A 16,222-nucleotide genomic window follows, 5' to 3' on the forward strand; every position below is an offset into this window, starting at 1 on the left:
AGGAAGTCATTTGCTGTCCGTAGAAATAATCCACTGATGAAAGTTAAAGTGAGGGATCAGCAGTGCCGAAAAAACGCAAACGCTCTCTTCTTGGAAAAATGCCCAAACCCTTGCATGAGGTGGATTTTTACTTATTGATAGCGGTGCTTGCTATCCTCGCTTTTGGGATGGTCATGGTGCTTACAGCTGGTTCGGTGCGAGGCTACAATGATAACGATAATACCTTTTTCTATGTGGTGAAGCAGGGGAAGTGGGCATTACTGGGTGGCTTTGCGGCACTGATCATGACCAGGATCCCCTATCCCTTCCTTAAAAAATTCGCCGGTATTGGGATGGGTGTTACCATGATTCTGCTGGTTATGGTCCTTAGCTCAGACAGTGTTGAAGAAGTCAACGGAGCTTCCCGCTGGCTGCAAATCGGCCCTGTCAATGTCCAGCCTTCGGAAATTGCCAAAGTCGCCATGGTGCTTTTTTTGGTCAACTTTATAGATCGTTATCCCGTGAAAAACCTAAAGGATCTTACCTTGCCGGCCCTCATCCTGATTCCTCTTTTTGCTTTGGTCTACAAACAGCCTGATTTAGGAACGACCATGGTTCTGGTGTTTACGGCCGCCGCCCTTTTCTGGCAGACAGAGCTGTCGGCGCTGTGGTTTATCCTGGCGGTTCCTTGTTTGGGCGGCCCTCTTCTCTACCTGATTTATAACACTTCCTACCAGTGGCAGCGCATTGTCGTTTGGCTGGATCCCTGGAAATATGCCATGAACGCGGGGTATCAGATTACCAATGCGGAAATTGCCTTCGGGTCGGGGGGGATTTTCGGTGTGGGCTTAGGACGAAGCATGCAAAAGTTCGGCTATTTGCCGGAGACCTATACAGATATGATCTTTGCTTTAATTGGCGAAGAGCTGGGATTAATGGGTGCCTTATTATTGATCAGCTTGTTTATCCTCTGCTACGGAAGGGGATTCTATATTGCCAGACGGTGCCCGGACCGTTTCGGACGTTTGCTGGCCTTTGGGATTACCTTTTCCCTGGCTGTTCAAACCGGGATCAATCTTGGCGTCGTCACAGGAGTATTGCCTGTAACCGGGATTACCCTGCCCTTAGTCTCTTACGGAGGGAGCTCCTTGGTGATTACTTTGGTGGAGATTGGCATCCTGCTGAATATTTCCCGATACAGCAAGATATCCAGGCCTCATGGGCGCTCTTCAGCTATGACCCCGGTTGAAGGACGGGCTTTGCGGGAATAATAGGAAAAGTCAAGCATAGGAGGGATGGGCTTGGTTTTTCCTTTAGGAGAGTGGCTGCTCCTTAGTCTGGGTTTTTTGGCCTGGATGGAGTGGCCCTATTTCCATATTGAAAAAGGCTTGAGGATGATCCCTTTGGCTTGGGTTCTGGGCTGGATTGTGGAATACAATGTCGCCTTTTCTCCGCCCTGGGATTGGCACTTTCCGCGGATCTTTGTCCTGATAACCCTTACCTTAGTGGCCTGGAAGAAGACCGAAGAGCGAAAATACCCAGGTATCCTTTTGGCAAGCTTTTGCTTAGTGGCTCAGGATTTGTTCGTACTCAATGAGCCGGGTATTTTTGCCTATGAACAATGGCTCTTTGCAGGGTTCTTTGTAGCGGTGGCCTTTTTCAGTACCCGCAGTCAGTGGGGCATGATCGCCACTCTTGGCGGAGGAATGCTTATAAGCATGGCCTTCACCGTCTTTTTGTTTGACGGAGTGGTGAGATATTATACGATTCCCAATGCCTTCCTTTGGCACTTCAGCATTGGGGCCTGCGCCATCATTGCTGTGCTCAGAGAAGTTCGGGAACATTACCAAACCAGAAAAGCCTTAAGCCTCTTGCCGATGGCTGCTCCTCAGGAATCACAAGGGGAAGAAGGCAGTGTTTATAGAAAGGATGACTAACTTGGCACAAGGTTTAGTCGTTGCGGCTGTCCATGCAGGCAGTATCGCCGAAGAGATGGAGATAGAATGTGGTGATCAGATCCTTGCCATTGATGGACAGGAGATTGGGGATATTATTGACTTTCAGTATTTAACCGCGGAAGATGAGTTTACCTTGCTGCTGGAAAAGGCCGGCGGAGAGCTTTGGGAACTGGAGATTGAACGTTCCTACGGCGAGGAATTGGGCTTGGAGGTTCAGGCTGTCAGTTCCCACGGTTTAAAGTTATGCCGGAACAATTGTATCTTCTGTTTTGTAGCCCAGATGCCCCCAGGAATGAGAGCCAGCCTCTATGATAAAGATGATGATTACCGCCTTTCCCTGACCCAAGGGAGCTTTATCACCCTTTCCAACTTAGATGAGGATGAGTTTGAGAGGATCCTTAAGTTCCATCTTAGTCCCTTATACATTTCGGTTCACGCCTGGGATGCCGAAGCCCGGGTCCGCCTGATGAAGAATCCCAGGGCAGGTGATTTATCCTCGCAATTAAAGCGGCTTGCCGGGGCGGGGATCCAAATTCATTCCCAAATCGTTTTGGTACCAGGTTATAATGATGGAGAGGTGCTTGAGCAGACCGTACGTGAGCTGGGAAACCTTCACCCCTCGGTGCAATCCATCGCGGTGGTGCCTGTAGGTTTAACAAAGCATCGGGCAAATCTCCCGGATTTACGCCCTTTTACTTCTGAGGAAGCCTGGAGTATTTTAGCCAAGGGTGAAATGTGGCAAAAGGAATACCGCCGGAAAACAGGTCGCAGTCTGGTGTATTTTTCCGACGAATTCTATGCTTCGGCAGGACGGGACTATCCATCTATAGAGATCTATGATGATTTCGCCCAGTTGGAAAACGGTGTGGGCATGGCCAGCAAATTCCGCCAGGAATTCGATTATGCTCGGCAAAGTCTTCCTCCTGCCATCCCGCAACGGAAGGTGCACTTGATTACCGGAGTGTCGGCGGCTCCCTTTTTTGAGGATTTGCTAAAAAAGTTAACGCCTATTGAAGGTTTGACCGTCCAACGTCATACTATTATTAATAGTTTCTTTGGCCCCACGGTGACCGTGGCAGGCTTGTTGACCGCTCAGGATATTGCCGGGCAGATAGGTAATATTAAAGGAGAGATTTTTTTAATTCCACGGGTGATGCTTAAAGCAGATGAAGAGGTATTTCTGGATGATCGAAGCGTGGAATGGCTGGCTGAAGAGCTGCAGGGGATACCACTGGTGGTTGAGAACCAGGGGAGGGCTTTCCTGGAAGCAGTGACCGGATTGGATTTGGAGGGTGAAGATTGTGAGTAAACCAGTTGTAGCTATCGTGGGAAGGCCTAATGTAGGAAAGTCAACCCTGTTCAACCGTCTGGCAGGGGGGCTTGTGGCTATCGTGGAGAACCGGCCCGGTGTGACACGGGACCGGCTCTATCGGGATTCTGAGTGGTTAGGGCGTAAATTTACAATTATTGATACGGGGGGTATCGAATTTGTCAATGAAAATACTCCCATAAGCGCCCAAATGCGCCGTCAGGCGGAGATTGCTATCGAAGAGGCGGATGTGATCGTCTTTGTGATCGATGCCCAGATTTCGCCGACTCCTGATGATGATATGATTGCTCAGACCTTAAGGCGATCAGGAAAGCCGGTTATTTTAGCCGCTAACAAAGTGGAGAATTTCGCTAAAACGGAGCTCTATGAGTTTTATAATCTGGGCTTAGGGGAACCCGTCCCGATCTCGGCAGTTCATGGCATGAATATCGGTGATTTGCTGGATGAGGTGGTTTCCCACTTTCCTGAGGACATTGAGGAAGAGGTGGACCCGGATACCATCCGGATCGCTGTGGTCGGCCGTCCCAATGTGGGGAAATCTTCTTTGGTAAACACCCTGCTGGGAGAAGAGCGGGTGATTGTCAGCAACATTCCCGGCACCACCCGGGATGCCATCGATTCTGCCTTTGAGCATGAGGGCAAGCATTATATCATTATCGATACGGCCGGGATGAGAAGAAAGGGCCGCATCGAGGAATTGACCGAACAATACAGCGTCTCCCGTTCTTTGCGTGCCGTGGATCGTTCCGATGTGATTCTGATGTTGCTCGATGCCGGTGAAGGGGTTACGGAACAGGATAAGAAGATTGCCGGATATGCCCATGAGGCGGGCAAAGGGATCGTCTTAGTGGTCAATAAATGGGATCTGATTGAAAAAGATGATAAGACCATGAACCGCTTTGAAAAGGATATCCGGGAGGAATTGGGCTTTATGCAATATGCCCCGACTCTCTTTATCTCAGCCAAAACGGGGCAGCGGGTCACTAAGCTTTTGGATTTAGTAGATTTTGTGGCCGAGCAGAATTCGACCCGTGTGGCGACAGCTACTCTGAATACCTTAGTGAGAGAGTGGGTCCATCTCAATCCCCCTCCCACGGATAAGGGACGGCGTTTAAAGGTTCTTTATGCCACCCAGGTGGGAGTGAAACCACCGACTTTTGTCTTCTTTGTCAATGATCATGAGTTAATGCATTTTTCTTATCGCAGATATTTGGAAAATCAGCTGCGCAGCAGCTTTGGGTTTGAGGGTTCACCGATTCGGATGATTGTGAGACAAAAGGATGAAGAGAGGGAATAAGGATGTGGGAATACGCGATATTTATTATCGCTTATCTGTTGGGGGCCATTCCTTTTGCTTATTGGGCAGGCCGCTATAAAGGCATGGACGTGCGCAAGCATGGCAGCGGGAACATAGGAACCACCAACGCTTTTCGTTTGCTGGGGGCAAAATTGGGAGTTCTCGTCCTTTTGGGGGATGCTTTAAAGGGAGCCTTGGCCGCTTATCTGGGCTATCGCTTTTTTGGCCCTTGGGGAGGGATTATAGCCGGATTACTGGCTATGGCCGGACACAGCTGGAATCCCTTTTTTGGCTTTAAGCCCAGTGGCAAAGGGGTGGCCGCGGGCTTTGGGATCATTCTCGTTTTGATGCCCAAGATTACTGTTATTGCCATTGTCCTCTTTGTTTTGGTTGTCTTTTTGACACGTTATGTTTCCGTGGGGTCCGTGTTGGCTGCCTTAACCGTGGGAATTCTCGTTTTTCTTTTTAATGAGCCCATGGCTTATAAAGTGTTTGCCGTGATCGCTGTCAGCGGCGTGGTGATTCGTCACCGAACCAATATTCAAAGAGTTCTTAAGGGAACGGAAAATAAATTTAACCTAAAGCGATAAGTGGGAAGGGGGATTACATTGGCTAAAATAGCTGTCTATGGCGCAGGCAGTTGGGGAACAGCCCTGGCCGTTTCCATGGGTAAAGCAGGTCATGAGGTTGCCTTAGTAGGGCGAAAGCTCAGCGAGATGGATCTCATGGAGCAGAGACGCGAAAACCGTCCTTATCTGCCGGGGGTGGTGCTGCCCCCAACAGTGCGCCCCACAGGGGACGCAGGGGTGCTTGAGGAAGCGGAAATGCTGGTGCTCAGTGTGCCCTCCCATAGCGTACGGGAGACGGCCCAAAAGATCAGGGCCTATCTCCAACCGGGAACCATCGTTGTGAACACGGCCAAAGGGCTGGAGGAGGGAAGTCACAAGCGGCTTTCTCAGGTCTTGACTGAAGAACTTCCCCATCATCCCATCGTGGTTTTATCCGGTCCCAGCCACGCTGAGGAAGTAGGCAAGGATATGCCGACCACGGTTGTGGTGGCTTCTCAAAACAGTCAGGCTGCGGAAGCTGTTCAGGATATGCTGATGACTCCTAAATTCCGCGTTTACACCAATCCGGATACCATCGGTGTGGAATTGGGAGGAGCTTTTAAAAATATTATTGCTCTGTGTGCCGGCTTTGCCGACGGCTTAGGCTTTGGGGATAATACCAAGGCTGCACTGATGACCCGTGGGATTGCTGAAATTACCCGCTTAGGTGCGGCCATGGGAGGGAACCCGCTGACCTTTGCCGGCCTGGCCGGAGTGGGGGATCTTATTGTAACCTGCACCAGCCGGCATAGCCGCAATCACCGGGCTGGGGTTGCTTTGGGCGAGGGTAAACCTTTGGAGCAAGTCCTCAAAGAGGTGGGTATGGTGGTCGAGGGCGTTCGCACTACCCGCGTTGCCTACGAGCTGAGCCGTCAGTATGAAATCTCCATGCCCATCACAGAACAGGCTTACCAGGTTCTTTTTCAGGGTGCCGATCCCAGGGCGGCAGTATCCGCTCTGATGATGAGAGGCAAAAAGCACGAGATTGAGGAAGTGGCTCTGATTGCCATGGAACAGGGTTCTTATCAGGAGAATGGCCCGGATGGTCATGGTGAGTAAAACCTGAACGATTGAATACTTGAGAAGGTTGGGAGTGTCGTCAGACTCTTTTTAATAAAGGGTTGGCGGTGCTCTTTTTTTGCAGATATATCCTCTTACAGTTCCGAAATTCGTAATCGATTCCGAATTTGGGTTAGCTTTTTGTACCCTATTTTTCGTTGAAATGGAATATATTGCTTGATTTTTACATAGCAATGATAAAGGATTGGGTGGTGAATTCGGATGAATTCAAGGAGAAAATTAATTTATCAGGGCAAAAAGGAATTTTGACATAATTGCCCAAGCCGGTCAATATACTTATACTGCGTAATGTGCTAGTCCAGTTATCCGGTATCCATCATCTTGTGTCAGGGAGGTGGGGGGATAAGGTGGGGGCCCTTCCCCGGTTTTGGGACAGCACTCAAAAGGGAGGGAATTTTTGTGGAAAAAGTGGACATTTTTAAAGATATTGCTGAGCGTACAGGGGGCGATATCTACCTCGGAATCGTTGGGCCAGTCCGCACTGGGAAGTCCACCTTTATCAAACGCTTCATGGACCTCCAAGTCCTGCCCAATATCATGGATGTATTTGAGCGGGAGCGGGCGAATGATGAACTTCCCCAAAGTGGTTCAGGAAGGCAGATCACCACGACGGAGCCTAAATTTATTCCATCGGATGCGGTAGAAATTCTGATTAAAGACAGCATCCAAATGAAAGTTCGTTTAGTGGATTGTGTCGGCTATGCTGTGGAAGGGGCTATTGGCTACGAGTCGGAAGATGGTGAAGAGCCTCGTCTGGTTCGGACCTCCTGGAGCGATGAGCCCATTCCGTTCCAAGAAGCGGCTGAGATTGGCACACGCAAAGTGATCACAGATCATTCCACCATCGGTATTGTCATTACCACAGATGGCTCCATTACCGACATTCCCAGGGAAGCCTATGTGGATGCTGAAGAGCGAGTCATTGAAGAGCTGAAACAGTTAGGAAAGCCTTATGTGGTCGTTATGAACACCACTCGTCCTTATTCGGAAATGACCATGGAGCTGAGCAGCTCACTCGAAGAGAAATATAATGTGCCTGTTATTCCGGTCAATTGCCTGGATATGACTCCGGAAGATATTACGCAAATTCTCGAAGAAGTTCTTTATGAGTTCCCGGTAGCAGAAGTTAATATTGAGATTCCTAAGTGGGTTGAAGAGCTGGAATCCAGCCATCCTGTCCGGGCCAGCTTCGAAGAGGCTGTTCGCCAATCCGTTGAGGGCATCCGCCGTATCCGCGATATCGATATGGCCCTGGATAAACTGGGGGAATGCCCCAATGCTCAGGATGTTCTGCTTAAGCAGATGAACCTGGGAACGGGGATCGCCGAAATTGAAATGACGGCTATTGATGGACTGTTTAAGACAGTCCTCGAGGAAATGACCGGAGTCAATGTAGAAGGGGAACACACCCTGATGAGGCTGGTCCTGGATTACAGCAAGGCCAAAAAGGAATGGGATAAACTGGCCCCGGCCATCGAAGAAGTGCGCAGCAATGGCTATGGCGTAGTAACCCCCCATCTTGACGAAATGTATCTGGAAGAGCCGGAACTGGTGAAATCCGGCGGGCATTATGGCATCAAGCTGAAAGCCAGTGCTCCCTCCCTCCATATTCTCCGGGCGGATGTTACCACAGAGATTACTCCTCTGATCGGAACAGAGAAGCAAGCTGAGGATTTAGTCCGCTATATCCTTGATGAATTCGAATCCGATCCCAAGAAGGTATGGGAATCCAATATCTTTGGCAAGTCCCTGCATGACTTGGTCCGGGAAGGGGTACAGACGAAGCTTTACCGGATGCCGGAAAATGCCCAGCACAAGCTTCAGGATACCTTACAAAGGATTGTCAATGACGGCAACGGCGGTCTAATCTGCATCATCATCTAGCCCAAAAGTGAATCAAGGGGACAGGTCCCGTTTTTCATTCATGAAAAACGGGACCTGTCCCCTTGATTCACTCTTGCTATAGGATAGACATTTGCTTATAATGGTCACTAATAACACCTGTAGCCCCATAGTTCAGGAGTAGGGAGCGAGAGCCAGTGGCGGGTCAGAACCGGAATAAAGATTTTTTAATCGTCAGCAAAGATATACTCCCCGAGGCCATCCTCAAAACAGCCCAGGCTAAAGAACTGTTGGTTAAAGGGGATGCAAATACGATTAATGAGGCTGTGGACCGGGTCCAGCTGAGCCGCAGCGCCTTCTATAAATATAAGGATGGGGTTTTTCCCTTCTATGAGGCCAGCAGGGAAAAGATCATTACCTTTTCCCTGACTTTGGAGAATACGGCAGGGGTTTTATCCAATGTGTTGAATACCATTGCCCGTTTTAAGGCTAATGTGCTGACCATTAATCAGGGAATCCCTCTCCAGGGGATCGCTAATGTCACCATATCCGTGGAGAATATGGGGATGGTGGATATCCCGGAAAATCTATTATCGGCATTAGGTGAGATAGACGGGGTTCGGAAAATAGAGGTTATCGGACAAAATTAGCTGATAAAATAAAGTGTGTGTTGCCAACTTATGTCTTGCATTTTTTTAAAACATGTGTTATTTTATATAAGTCCCTCAAATACGGGATGCAATCGGGGCGTGGCTCAGCTTGGTAGAGCGCTACCTTGGGGTGGTAGAGGTCGCACGTTCAAATCGTGTCGCTCCGACCATTAACGAAATTAGAGAAATCCGCAAACTTGCTCCAGGCAAAGATTTGCGGGTTTTTTTATACCCGGAGAGGAAGGGGTGCATGAACATATCGGGCTTTATTTTGGGTGTGATATTGATACTCTCTGTTTACGGAGGTGTGAACTATTATATCGGGAGAGGGCTATTCCAATGGCTTAGCTTGCTTTTTCCGTATATCAACGCCAGGGTTTACGCAGGTATCTATCTGTTTTTTGCTTTATCTCTGATCCTTGGTTTTTTGCCTCTTTCTGCTTCCCTAAAAAAGATCATGAGTTGGATAGGCGCACATTGGATGGGTGTCTTTATCTATCTGTTCTTATTTTTTATGGTGGCAGATTTGGTGATAGTATTAGGAAGTATCCTCAAGGTAATTCCCAGGCCTATCCCTCAGAATATCCGTTTCTATGCGGGCCTGCTTGTGATTTTATTAACGGCCGGCCTGGTCAGTTATGGGCTTTATAACGCCAATCAAATCAAATATGTTTCCTATGCCGTTCAAACAAAAGACACGACCTTAGCGGCCGATATGAACATTGTCCTGATCAGCGATCTGCATTTGGGTGCTGTCAATTCCGAAAGAAATCTGGAACATATCGTTCAGGGTATCAATCAGTTGGAACCGGATCTTGTCTGTCTGGCCGGGGATATTTTTAACGATGATTATCATGCGCTGCGCAATCCTTCCGCAGCCATTGAGCTGTTTAAAAGTATTAAGGCAACGTACGGCGTCTATGCCTGCCTGGGCAATCATGACGGGGGCAAAACCTTTAACGAAATGATGGGTTTCCTTGAGCAAAGCAATATCAAGCTTCTGAATGATGAATACGCCATAATTGATGAGCGGCTGGTTTTGATCGGCCGGTTGGACTCTTCACCCATCGGGGGCTTTGGGGAGCTGAAAAGAAAAGATATGACGGAGACCATTGCTTCCCTGCCGACCAATATACCCGTTGTCGTCATGGATCATACTCCCTCAAACCTTGACCAATATGGCCCGGAGATTGATCTGGTCCTTGCCGGGCATACACACAGAGGTCAGATATTTCCAGGCAGTTTGTTCACAAACGCCCTATTCGTTGTCGACTACGGGCACTACCAAAAGGATGCCGACAGCCCCCATGTTATCGTGACGTCGGGTGCGGGGACCTGGGGGATGCCCATGCGGATCGGTACCCACAGTGAAATCGTCAGTATCTTATTGCGTTAGAACGCAAGGGGATTCAATTAAATCTTCTTGCTATACCTTGATCATCTATGTATAATGTACATAGATGATCAAGGTATATTTATAAGGAGAGTGGCACGATGAAAATTGATAAAGGCTTGATTGGTGGCAGCACGAATCTTTTAGTGCTGACTTTGCTTCAAGAGCAGGATCGGTATGGTTATGAAATAATCAAGGAGCTGGAATCCCGTTCGGACAGTACCTTTCTGTTCAAAGAGGGGACACTCTATCCCGTTCTTCATAAGCTTGAAAATAACGGATTAGTCACCTCGTATATGGTGAAAGGTGAAACAGGTAAAGAGCGGAAATACTATAAAATAACCGGTAAGGGTCAAAAGCAGCTGGCGGAGGAGAAGCAGACCTGGGAAACGTTCTCGGTTTCAGTAAACAAAGTCATAGGTGGTAATGTCCATGCCTTCTCCTGAGCTTGATAATTTTTTGAGAAATGTTTTATCCTATGTTAAATTTTCCTTTGACAAAAAGGCCATCCGTTCTGAACTGGAAAGCCACCTTTGGGATAGAATCGAGGACTATCTTGAACAAGGCTATGAGGAAGAAGCCGCCGTACATTTAGCGGTGGAGGGTATGGGGGAGCCAAAGGAAATTGGCATAGAGCTCAATAAACAGCATAATCCGCTCATTGGCTGGTTATGGTGGTTAACCAATAAAGCGGTTGTGTTATTAGTTGCCATTAATCTCTTGATTTATGGAATACCTATCACGGACTCTTTGCTGGCTGATGATCCGGCCAAGGATATTCCCCCTACCGACATAGTCTATGATTTAAAGGTTGATGAAAAAGTATATTTGGATGATACAGTGATTGAATTTACCCGTGTTATTCTGAAAAAGAATGGGGAATTAAGCATTATCTATAAATATTACGATACCCGGTTCTGGGGGAGAGGATGGAGCTTAGGCGGAATCGGCAGGATCTCGGACAATCTGGAAAATGAATATTGGAGTGGCTCCGGCAGCAGCAACGGAGGAATTGTCACGAAAGGAATAAGAACCTTTAAGGATTTTGATAAAACAGCGGAGATCTTAATCATCAGCTATGATCACTTCAATAGAAGTTATCGGGTTGAAATCCCGCTGAAGGCCGGTGATGTCCATGAGTAGATCTAAGAAAATCATGCGCAACATGCTCCTGATGGTTGTGTTAGGCGCTATGTTTATTCTGCGTTCGGGCCTCTACCTGAGTCCGCTGTCAGCCCATGAACATTCTGAACGCAGCATCCATTATGGACCATCGAAGGTTGTGCATATGGAGGACTTTGACAAAGGTAAGTACATTTTGGGGAAATACGATCGATGGGTATCCTGTAATACGGTAAAAAAAGAGCTCTTCTTTTTTTGGAGCTTTGGCAATAACCCCGTCGGCTTTGAAAATGATCCTACTAAGGCAATAGACTATACGATGGATGGTTCTTTTAATGATGGTCATTATGATTTCAAACTTTATGGAATCGCCAATGACCCCAGAATTAAGAAGGTTGAGATTATCCTAAGGGATGGAAGGATTTTGACTCAGACTGAATTCTACGGGGATTTGTTTCTTTTTACCTGGCAGACCGATGAAGATGCTCCGAATGGGGGTCTAAAAGAGGTTCGTGGTTATGGTGAAGGGGACAGTATTTTATTTCGTGCCGAGAATGAAGTGGGCTAAGGGATGTGGTAAGATAGTTATGATGTGATTAGGCTAAGGAAGGATGAGGAATGTATTGAAGAGGCTGGACTTTAACAAATTTGTGGAGGCAGATTTTACTTATATGCGTTTTGTTCACGTAGCCAAACAGGAGAGTCAAATGGGAATGAGAGAGCGTATTGACAGGGAACTGGCTGTCATGATCGATGATTTGATGGCCATCAACTTAGAGTATAATAATGTGGGCAAGCAGGTCCTGGCTATTTGGCAGGGATACTGGATGGCCATATCGGCCCTGGATATCGATGTGGAAGATTAAGTCCGCTGAGAATCCAGGTTGGCAAATAAGGCATAAAGGAAGCGTGCCCGGGCAGGGCACGCTTCCTTTATGTATACTAGGCTGCATGGTGTTGGGTAGTCTGCAGAGCCTTTTTCTTATTTTTTTGGTGACCAAGAAGCAGGACGATAGTTATAAAGACGGCACTGAGGCCCCATTCAAGGAGGGCGCTTTCACCAATGAAATGCTTTACATAAGGTTCACCCACCAACATAGTTACGGCTGTGTGGGTTATGACTGCAGCGCCGAGGGGAATAATGATCGGAAAGCGGTTGATGGCCTTGATAACAAGGGTGCTTCCCCAGACCACGATAGGGATACTGATGCACAGTCCGAAAATAACCAGAAAGGGACTTCCGTGAGAAGCGCCTGCTACGGCTAAAATATTATCCAGCCCCATAATAAAGTCGGCAATAATAATTGTGCGGATGGCTCCCCAGAAATTCGCAGCACTTGCTACATGCTCCCCTTCTTTATCATCGGTAAGGAGGTTGTAAGCCATCCAAACCAGGAGAACACCGCCTACAAACATTAAACCGGGAATCTTTAATAACCAGACAGCCACGATGGTCGCTAAAGAGCGGATCAGGATTGCCCCACCAGTACCGATCAGAATCACTTTTTTCTGGGAGTCACGGGGTAGGTTTCGCGCTGCCATGCCGATGACAATGGCATTATCACCGCCAAGAACCAGGTCCATAAGTACGATGGATAGTACGGCTGAGAAAAACTCCGGGCTAAAGAACTCCATTTCTTTCATCTTCTCTCTTTTTATTTTTTTCAGTACCAGAATGGAATAAGCCTTTAACAGCAGCGGTATAAGGAGCAGTTGTCAGGAATGCGGGCATAAAAAAAACCTTTACCCGGATGGGCAAAGGTCTCGCTAACAACTGTGTTGCCAACAAAGCCGGGACTTTTAGTCCGTGAATGACGACTTTGCTGTACAGCTACTCCCCTTTGGACTTAATGATTTTAGTATAGCAAGGCTGAGGACAATCTTCAAGATTCCTCAAAAGTTTTTTCGTAGTCACACCAATTTCCGCTTCGTTAATATGCTGATAATGGAATAGAGATTATTCCTACTATTAGGTATTGGAGAGGAGAAACGGAAATGGCGTTATTAAGTTACAACAGAAGCATCATAACCAACGAAGCAGAGGCAACTTTTGTGCCGCTCACAGGCATACCAACATTAATTCTGGAGTTCGGTCTTTCTGTACCCGAACCAGCCAATTTTGTAGAATTGCAGACATCTGTTGGCTGGCAGGTTGTGAATACCATTGCCGATTTTCAACCCACCCTTAGACTGGTCGTTTTGCAGGATGGGCTCGAAGTAGGGGCTGCTCACCAGGAAGCCCTTGCAGACGGTGACGATGAACCGGTGGAAATGTTGGCAGCCTTCCAAACGGTTCTGACCGATGTAACGGTCGGTCATCATGTTTACCAAGTGTTGGTTTATAACCTTCAGCCCGCTCAAGGGGACATTGCCGTCACAGGCCCAGCTACGATATCCGGCAAAGTTATCAGCTAGAAACAAGCAGGGGACACTTCGGTGTCCCTTAACTTCATTAACCCGGCAGGAAAAGGCTGCCCCACAGCCGCCATTTATGGATGTCAGGGAGAAGGGGGATGATCCTCCGGCTTGACGGTTTCGGGGAGTTCATATTTATAGCCGCTGATCATGGAGGAGACAGTACCATCATCATCCAAAATATCCTGACGAAAGACCATATAGAGATGGCCGAGGAGAAAGGCGGCATAGCCCCAGGCAAACAGGTGATGGATCATTCTGACTTGACTTTCACTGCCTATCGCCGGGATCAGCCAGGAAAAAAGACCGAGAGCTCCACTGGGCGTGGCGGTGGCTCTCATGGCAAAACCGGTCAGGATCATGACCAGACTGGCCACCCAGATGAAGACAAGATACATCAATTGAGCCATGGAATTATGCCCGACATGGGTTGTATGTTCACGGGTTAAAAAGAGATAGTATTTTAGAGTGGCTACGGCATCCTGCCAGAACTCTTTGCGCCAAAACCGCAGCTTGGCGAACTCATTGCCGACCACAAACCAATACAGGCGGAAGAGAAGATTGGCTGTAAAGATATAAGCAGTTATCCCATGCCAATAGCGCATATTGCCCATGAAGAAATTTCCCACCGCTTCCCCGGGAGAGCTCAGGATGGGATTGCCAATATACAGCCCGGTTATAAACAGAACCACGATGGCGGCGGCATTGATCCAGTGGAAGAATCTGACCGGCCATTGCCACACGTAGATAGGAGAGCGGAGTTTTGAGGGACTCCCATCAGGTTGATAGTTTTTGGCTTCAGCCATGGGGCACACATCCTTTGTCTAGAGAACTTTTACTTTGGCTAATTCTTCTCCTGCCGGAGAGATGAGATGAGTCGCGCAGGCTAAACAAGGATCGAAGGAGTGGATGGTCCGCAGCAGCTCCAGGGGCTGATCCGGAACGGCCACAGGGGTATCCAGGAGGGAGGCTTCGTAAGGGCCTTTGACCCCTTTCTCATCCCGGGGAGCGGCGTTCCAGGTAGTTGGGACCACTGCCTGATAGCTTTCCACTTTGCCGTCACGGATTTTGACCCAGTGGGCCAGAGCACCCCGGGGGGCTTCGGCAAAGCCAACTCCTTGAGCAGTGGCCGGCCAACGGCTGGGTTCCCATTTCTCCGGATTGAAGGTTTGACTGTCCCCTGCTTTAATATTAGCCAGCAAATCCGCGTAAAATCCGGCTAAATGATCTACAGAAAGTTTAGCCTCCAGGGCCCTGGCCAAGGTCCTGCCCAAAGTAGAGAATAAAGCGGTAATGGGAAGGTCTAAGCGCTGTAAAGCATCGTCCACCAACCCCTTGATGGGCTTATTGCCCCGGGCATAGCCCACCACAAAACGGGCCAGGGGACCCACTTCCATGGGATGCCCCTGCCAATGGGGAGTTTTGATCCAGCTGTATTTTTTATTCTCATCGAGATTATGGTAGGGCGGTCTTGGCCCGTCATAAGCCGGAGCAGTCTTGCCCTGCCAGGGATGCAGCCCGGCCTGAGGATCGTCGTATTGGTACCAGGAATGACTGACGAATTCTTTGATGTGTTCGGGGTCTTTTAAGTCTACATCATAGACTTTGCTCAGATCCCGATTTAAGACGGCACCATTGGGGAAGAGGAAGGAATCAGGCTCCCGAATATCGGTCATCGGGACACCGCCGTAGCAAAGGAAATTGCCGATGCCGCCTCCCCATAAATCCCCTTTGTAGAAGCCGGCAATAGCAAAGAGATCGGGAAGGAGGACTTTATCCACGAAAGTTTGGGCCTCATCGATTTTGGACTTGACGAGATTTAATCGTTCCATATTGATCACATGAACATCATTCATATTGATAGTGGAGGGATGACCTCCCACACAATAATTAGGGTGAGGGTTTTTGCCGCCAAAGATGGTGTGGATTTTGACGATTTCTTTCTGCCAATTAAGAGCTTCAATATAATGAGCCACCGCCAGCAAATTGGCTTCAGGTGGGAGACGGTAAGCGGGATGCCCCCAATAGGCATTGGCGAAAATTCCTAACTGCCCGCTCTCCACCAGCCCCTTGACTTTGTTCTGGACATCCCGGAAGTAGCCTGCTGAGGAGTTGGGCCAATCCGACAGGGACATGGCCAATTCGCTGGTGGCTTTGGGATCGGCTTTAAGAGCACTGAGAACATCCACCCAGTCGAAACCATGCAAATGATAGAAATGAACCACATGATCATGAACCATTTGGGTAAGGGTCATGATATTGCGGATGATGTTGGCATTCTTGGGAATCCGGTAGTCAAGAGCATCTTCAACGGCACGGATGGAGGTGAGGGCATGAATGTGGGTGCAGACGCCGCAGATTCTTTGGACAAAGGACCAAACATCTCTGGGGTCCCGGTTCTCGACGATTTTTTCAATGCCTCGAAAGATAGTTCCCGAGCTTAAGGCTTCAGTGATTTGAGTTCCTTCAACCACAGCTTCGATTCTTAAATGCCCTTCTACCCGGGTCAGGGGATCAACGACAATTCTTGTAGCCATAGATTCCAAAC

17 protein-coding genes and 1 tRNA gene are annotated in these 16,222 nt (G+C 48.4%); 15 read left to right on the forward strand and 3 right to left on the reverse strand.

All coding sequences use genetic code 11. From position 1 onward, the window contains the following. Nucleotides 1–62 precede the first annotated feature (62 nt). From ftsW to DESLBE_RS26070, 14 genes are all read left to right on the forward strand, one after another. On the forward strand, nucleotides 63–1,250 hold the full coding sequence (gene ftsW / locus DESLBE_RS26005; RefSeq protein ID WP_018306795.1) for a putative lipid II flippase FtsW: 1,188 nt from the start codon (nucleotides 63–65) through the stop codon (nucleotides 1,248–1,250). Between the two features lie 24 nt (nucleotides 1,251–1,274). Continuing rightward, nucleotides 1,275–1,916 carry a hypothetical protein gene (locus tag DESLBE_RS26010; RefSeq protein WP_144678561.1) on the forward strand — a complete coding sequence of 214 codons (642 nt, stop codon included), beginning with the start codon at nucleotides 1,275–1,277 and terminating at the stop codon, nucleotides 1,914–1,916. Beyond that, the gene (locus DESLBE_RS26015; RefSeq protein WP_144678726.1) at nucleotides 1,909–3,246 is read left to right on the forward strand and encodes a DUF512 domain-containing protein; all 1,338 of its coding nucleotides are present in this window, start codon (nucleotides 1,909–1,911) and stop codon (nucleotides 3,244–3,246) included. Before DESLBE_RS26010 ends, DESLBE_RS26015 begins: the two co-directional genes overlap by 8 nt. Continuing rightward, nucleotides 3,239–4,564 carry a ribosome biogenesis GTPase Der gene (gene der / locus DESLBE_RS26020; protein WP_018306797.1) on the forward strand — a complete coding sequence of 442 codons (1,326 nt, stop codon included), beginning with the start codon at nucleotides 3,239–3,241 and terminating at the stop codon, nucleotides 4,562–4,564. Before DESLBE_RS26015 ends, der begins: the two co-directional genes overlap by 8 nt. Nucleotides 4,565–4,566: 2 nt before the next feature. Beyond that, on the forward strand, nucleotides 4,567–5,154 hold the full coding sequence (plsY, locus tag DESLBE_RS26025) for a glycerol-3-phosphate 1-O-acyltransferase PlsY (RefSeq protein ID WP_144678562.1): 588 nt from the start codon (nucleotides 4,567–4,569) through the stop codon (nucleotides 5,152–5,154). An 18-nt stretch (nucleotides 5,155–5,172) separates the two neighbouring features. Then, on the forward strand, nucleotides 5,173–6,231 hold the full coding sequence (locus DESLBE_RS26030) for an NAD(P)H-dependent glycerol-3-phosphate dehydrogenase (RefSeq protein ID WP_144678563.1): 1,059 nt from the start codon (nucleotides 5,173–5,175) through the stop codon (nucleotides 6,229–6,231). Nucleotides 6,232–6,651: 420 nt separating this feature from the next. Further along, on the forward strand, nucleotides 6,652–8,136 hold the full coding sequence (spoIVA, locus tag DESLBE_RS26035; protein WP_015944577.1) for a stage IV sporulation protein A: 1,485 nt from the start codon (nucleotides 6,652–6,654) through the stop codon (nucleotides 8,134–8,136). Nucleotides 8,137–8,291: 155 nt separating this feature from the next. Then, nucleotides 8,292–8,744, forward strand: coding sequence for an ACT domain-containing protein (locus tag DESLBE_RS26040; protein WP_005811150.1), 453 nt, complete (start codon nucleotides 8,292–8,294; stop codon nucleotides 8,742–8,744). Nucleotides 8,745–8,837: 93 nt separating this feature from the next. Further along, nucleotides 8,838–8,914, forward strand: a tRNA-Pro gene (locus DESLBE_RS26045). Nucleotides 8,915–8,994: 80 nt separating this feature from the next. Then, a complete protein-coding gene (locus tag DESLBE_RS26050; RefSeq protein ID WP_015944576.1) occupies nucleotides 8,995–10,140 on the forward strand; it encodes a metallophosphoesterase in 1,146 nt (381 codons plus the stop codon). Between the two features lie 98 nt (nucleotides 10,141–10,238). After that, the gene (locus DESLBE_RS26055) at nucleotides 10,239–10,583 is read left to right on the forward strand and encodes a helix-turn-helix transcriptional regulator (protein WP_015944575.1); all 345 of its coding nucleotides are present in this window, start codon (nucleotides 10,239–10,241) and stop codon (nucleotides 10,581–10,583) included. Next, nucleotides 10,570–11,280: a permease prefix domain 1-containing protein gene (locus DESLBE_RS26060; protein ID WP_144678564.1), complete on the forward strand. Its 711-nt coding sequence runs from the start codon at nucleotides 10,570–10,572 to the stop codon at nucleotides 11,278–11,280. The genes DESLBE_RS26055 and DESLBE_RS26060 overlap by 14 nt, the downstream gene beginning before the upstream one ends. Next, nucleotides 11,267–11,827 (forward strand): hypothetical protein, encoded by a 561-nt coding sequence (locus DESLBE_RS26065; protein ID WP_015944573.1) that lies wholly within the window; start codon nucleotides 11,267–11,269, stop codon nucleotides 11,825–11,827. Before DESLBE_RS26060 ends, DESLBE_RS26065 begins: the two co-directional genes overlap by 14 nt. 55 nt (nucleotides 11,828–11,882) lie before the next feature. Continuing rightward, a complete protein-coding gene (locus DESLBE_RS26070) occupies nucleotides 11,883–12,125 on the forward strand; it encodes a hypothetical protein (RefSeq protein WP_015944572.1) in 243 nt (80 codons plus the stop codon). A 76-nt stretch (nucleotides 12,126–12,201) separates the two neighbouring features. Here the strand turns inward: DESLBE_RS26070 and DESLBE_RS26075 are convergent, their stop codons facing one another. Then, on the reverse strand, nucleotides 12,202–12,894 hold the full coding sequence (locus DESLBE_RS26075; protein ID WP_026183781.1) for a TerC family protein: 693 nt from the start codon (nucleotides 12,892–12,894) through the stop codon (nucleotides 12,202–12,204). Nucleotides 12,895–13,254: 360 nt separating this feature from the next. Here DESLBE_RS26075 and DESLBE_RS26080 point away from each other — a divergent pair, with 360 nt between their 5' ends. Then, nucleotides 13,255–13,674, forward strand: coding sequence for a hypothetical protein (locus DESLBE_RS26080; RefSeq protein WP_015944570.1), 420 nt, complete (start codon nucleotides 13,255–13,257; stop codon nucleotides 13,672–13,674). An 83-nt stretch (nucleotides 13,675–13,757) separates the two neighbouring features. On the opposite strand, the gene cybH is transcribed toward DESLBE_RS26080, so the two are convergent. Then, nucleotides 13,758–14,480, reverse strand: a complete 723-nt coding sequence (gene cybH, locus DESLBE_RS26085; RefSeq protein WP_005811165.1) for a Ni/Fe-hydrogenase, b-type cytochrome subunit — start codon at nucleotides 14,478–14,480, stop codon at nucleotides 13,758–13,760. 18 nt (nucleotides 14,481–14,498) lie between these two features. Further along, on the reverse strand, nucleotides 14,499–16,211 hold the full coding sequence (locus DESLBE_RS26090) for a nickel-dependent hydrogenase large subunit (RefSeq protein WP_144678565.1): 1,713 nt from the start codon (nucleotides 16,209–16,211) through the stop codon (nucleotides 14,499–14,501). Between the last annotated feature and the right edge of the window lie 11 nt (nucleotides 16,212–16,222).

This window comes from Desulfitobacterium sp. LBE (assembly GCF_007830365.1).
GTDB classification, from domain to species: Bacteria; Bacillota; Desulfitobacteriia; order Desulfitobacteriales; family Desulfitobacteriaceae; genus Desulfitobacterium; species Desulfitobacterium hafniense.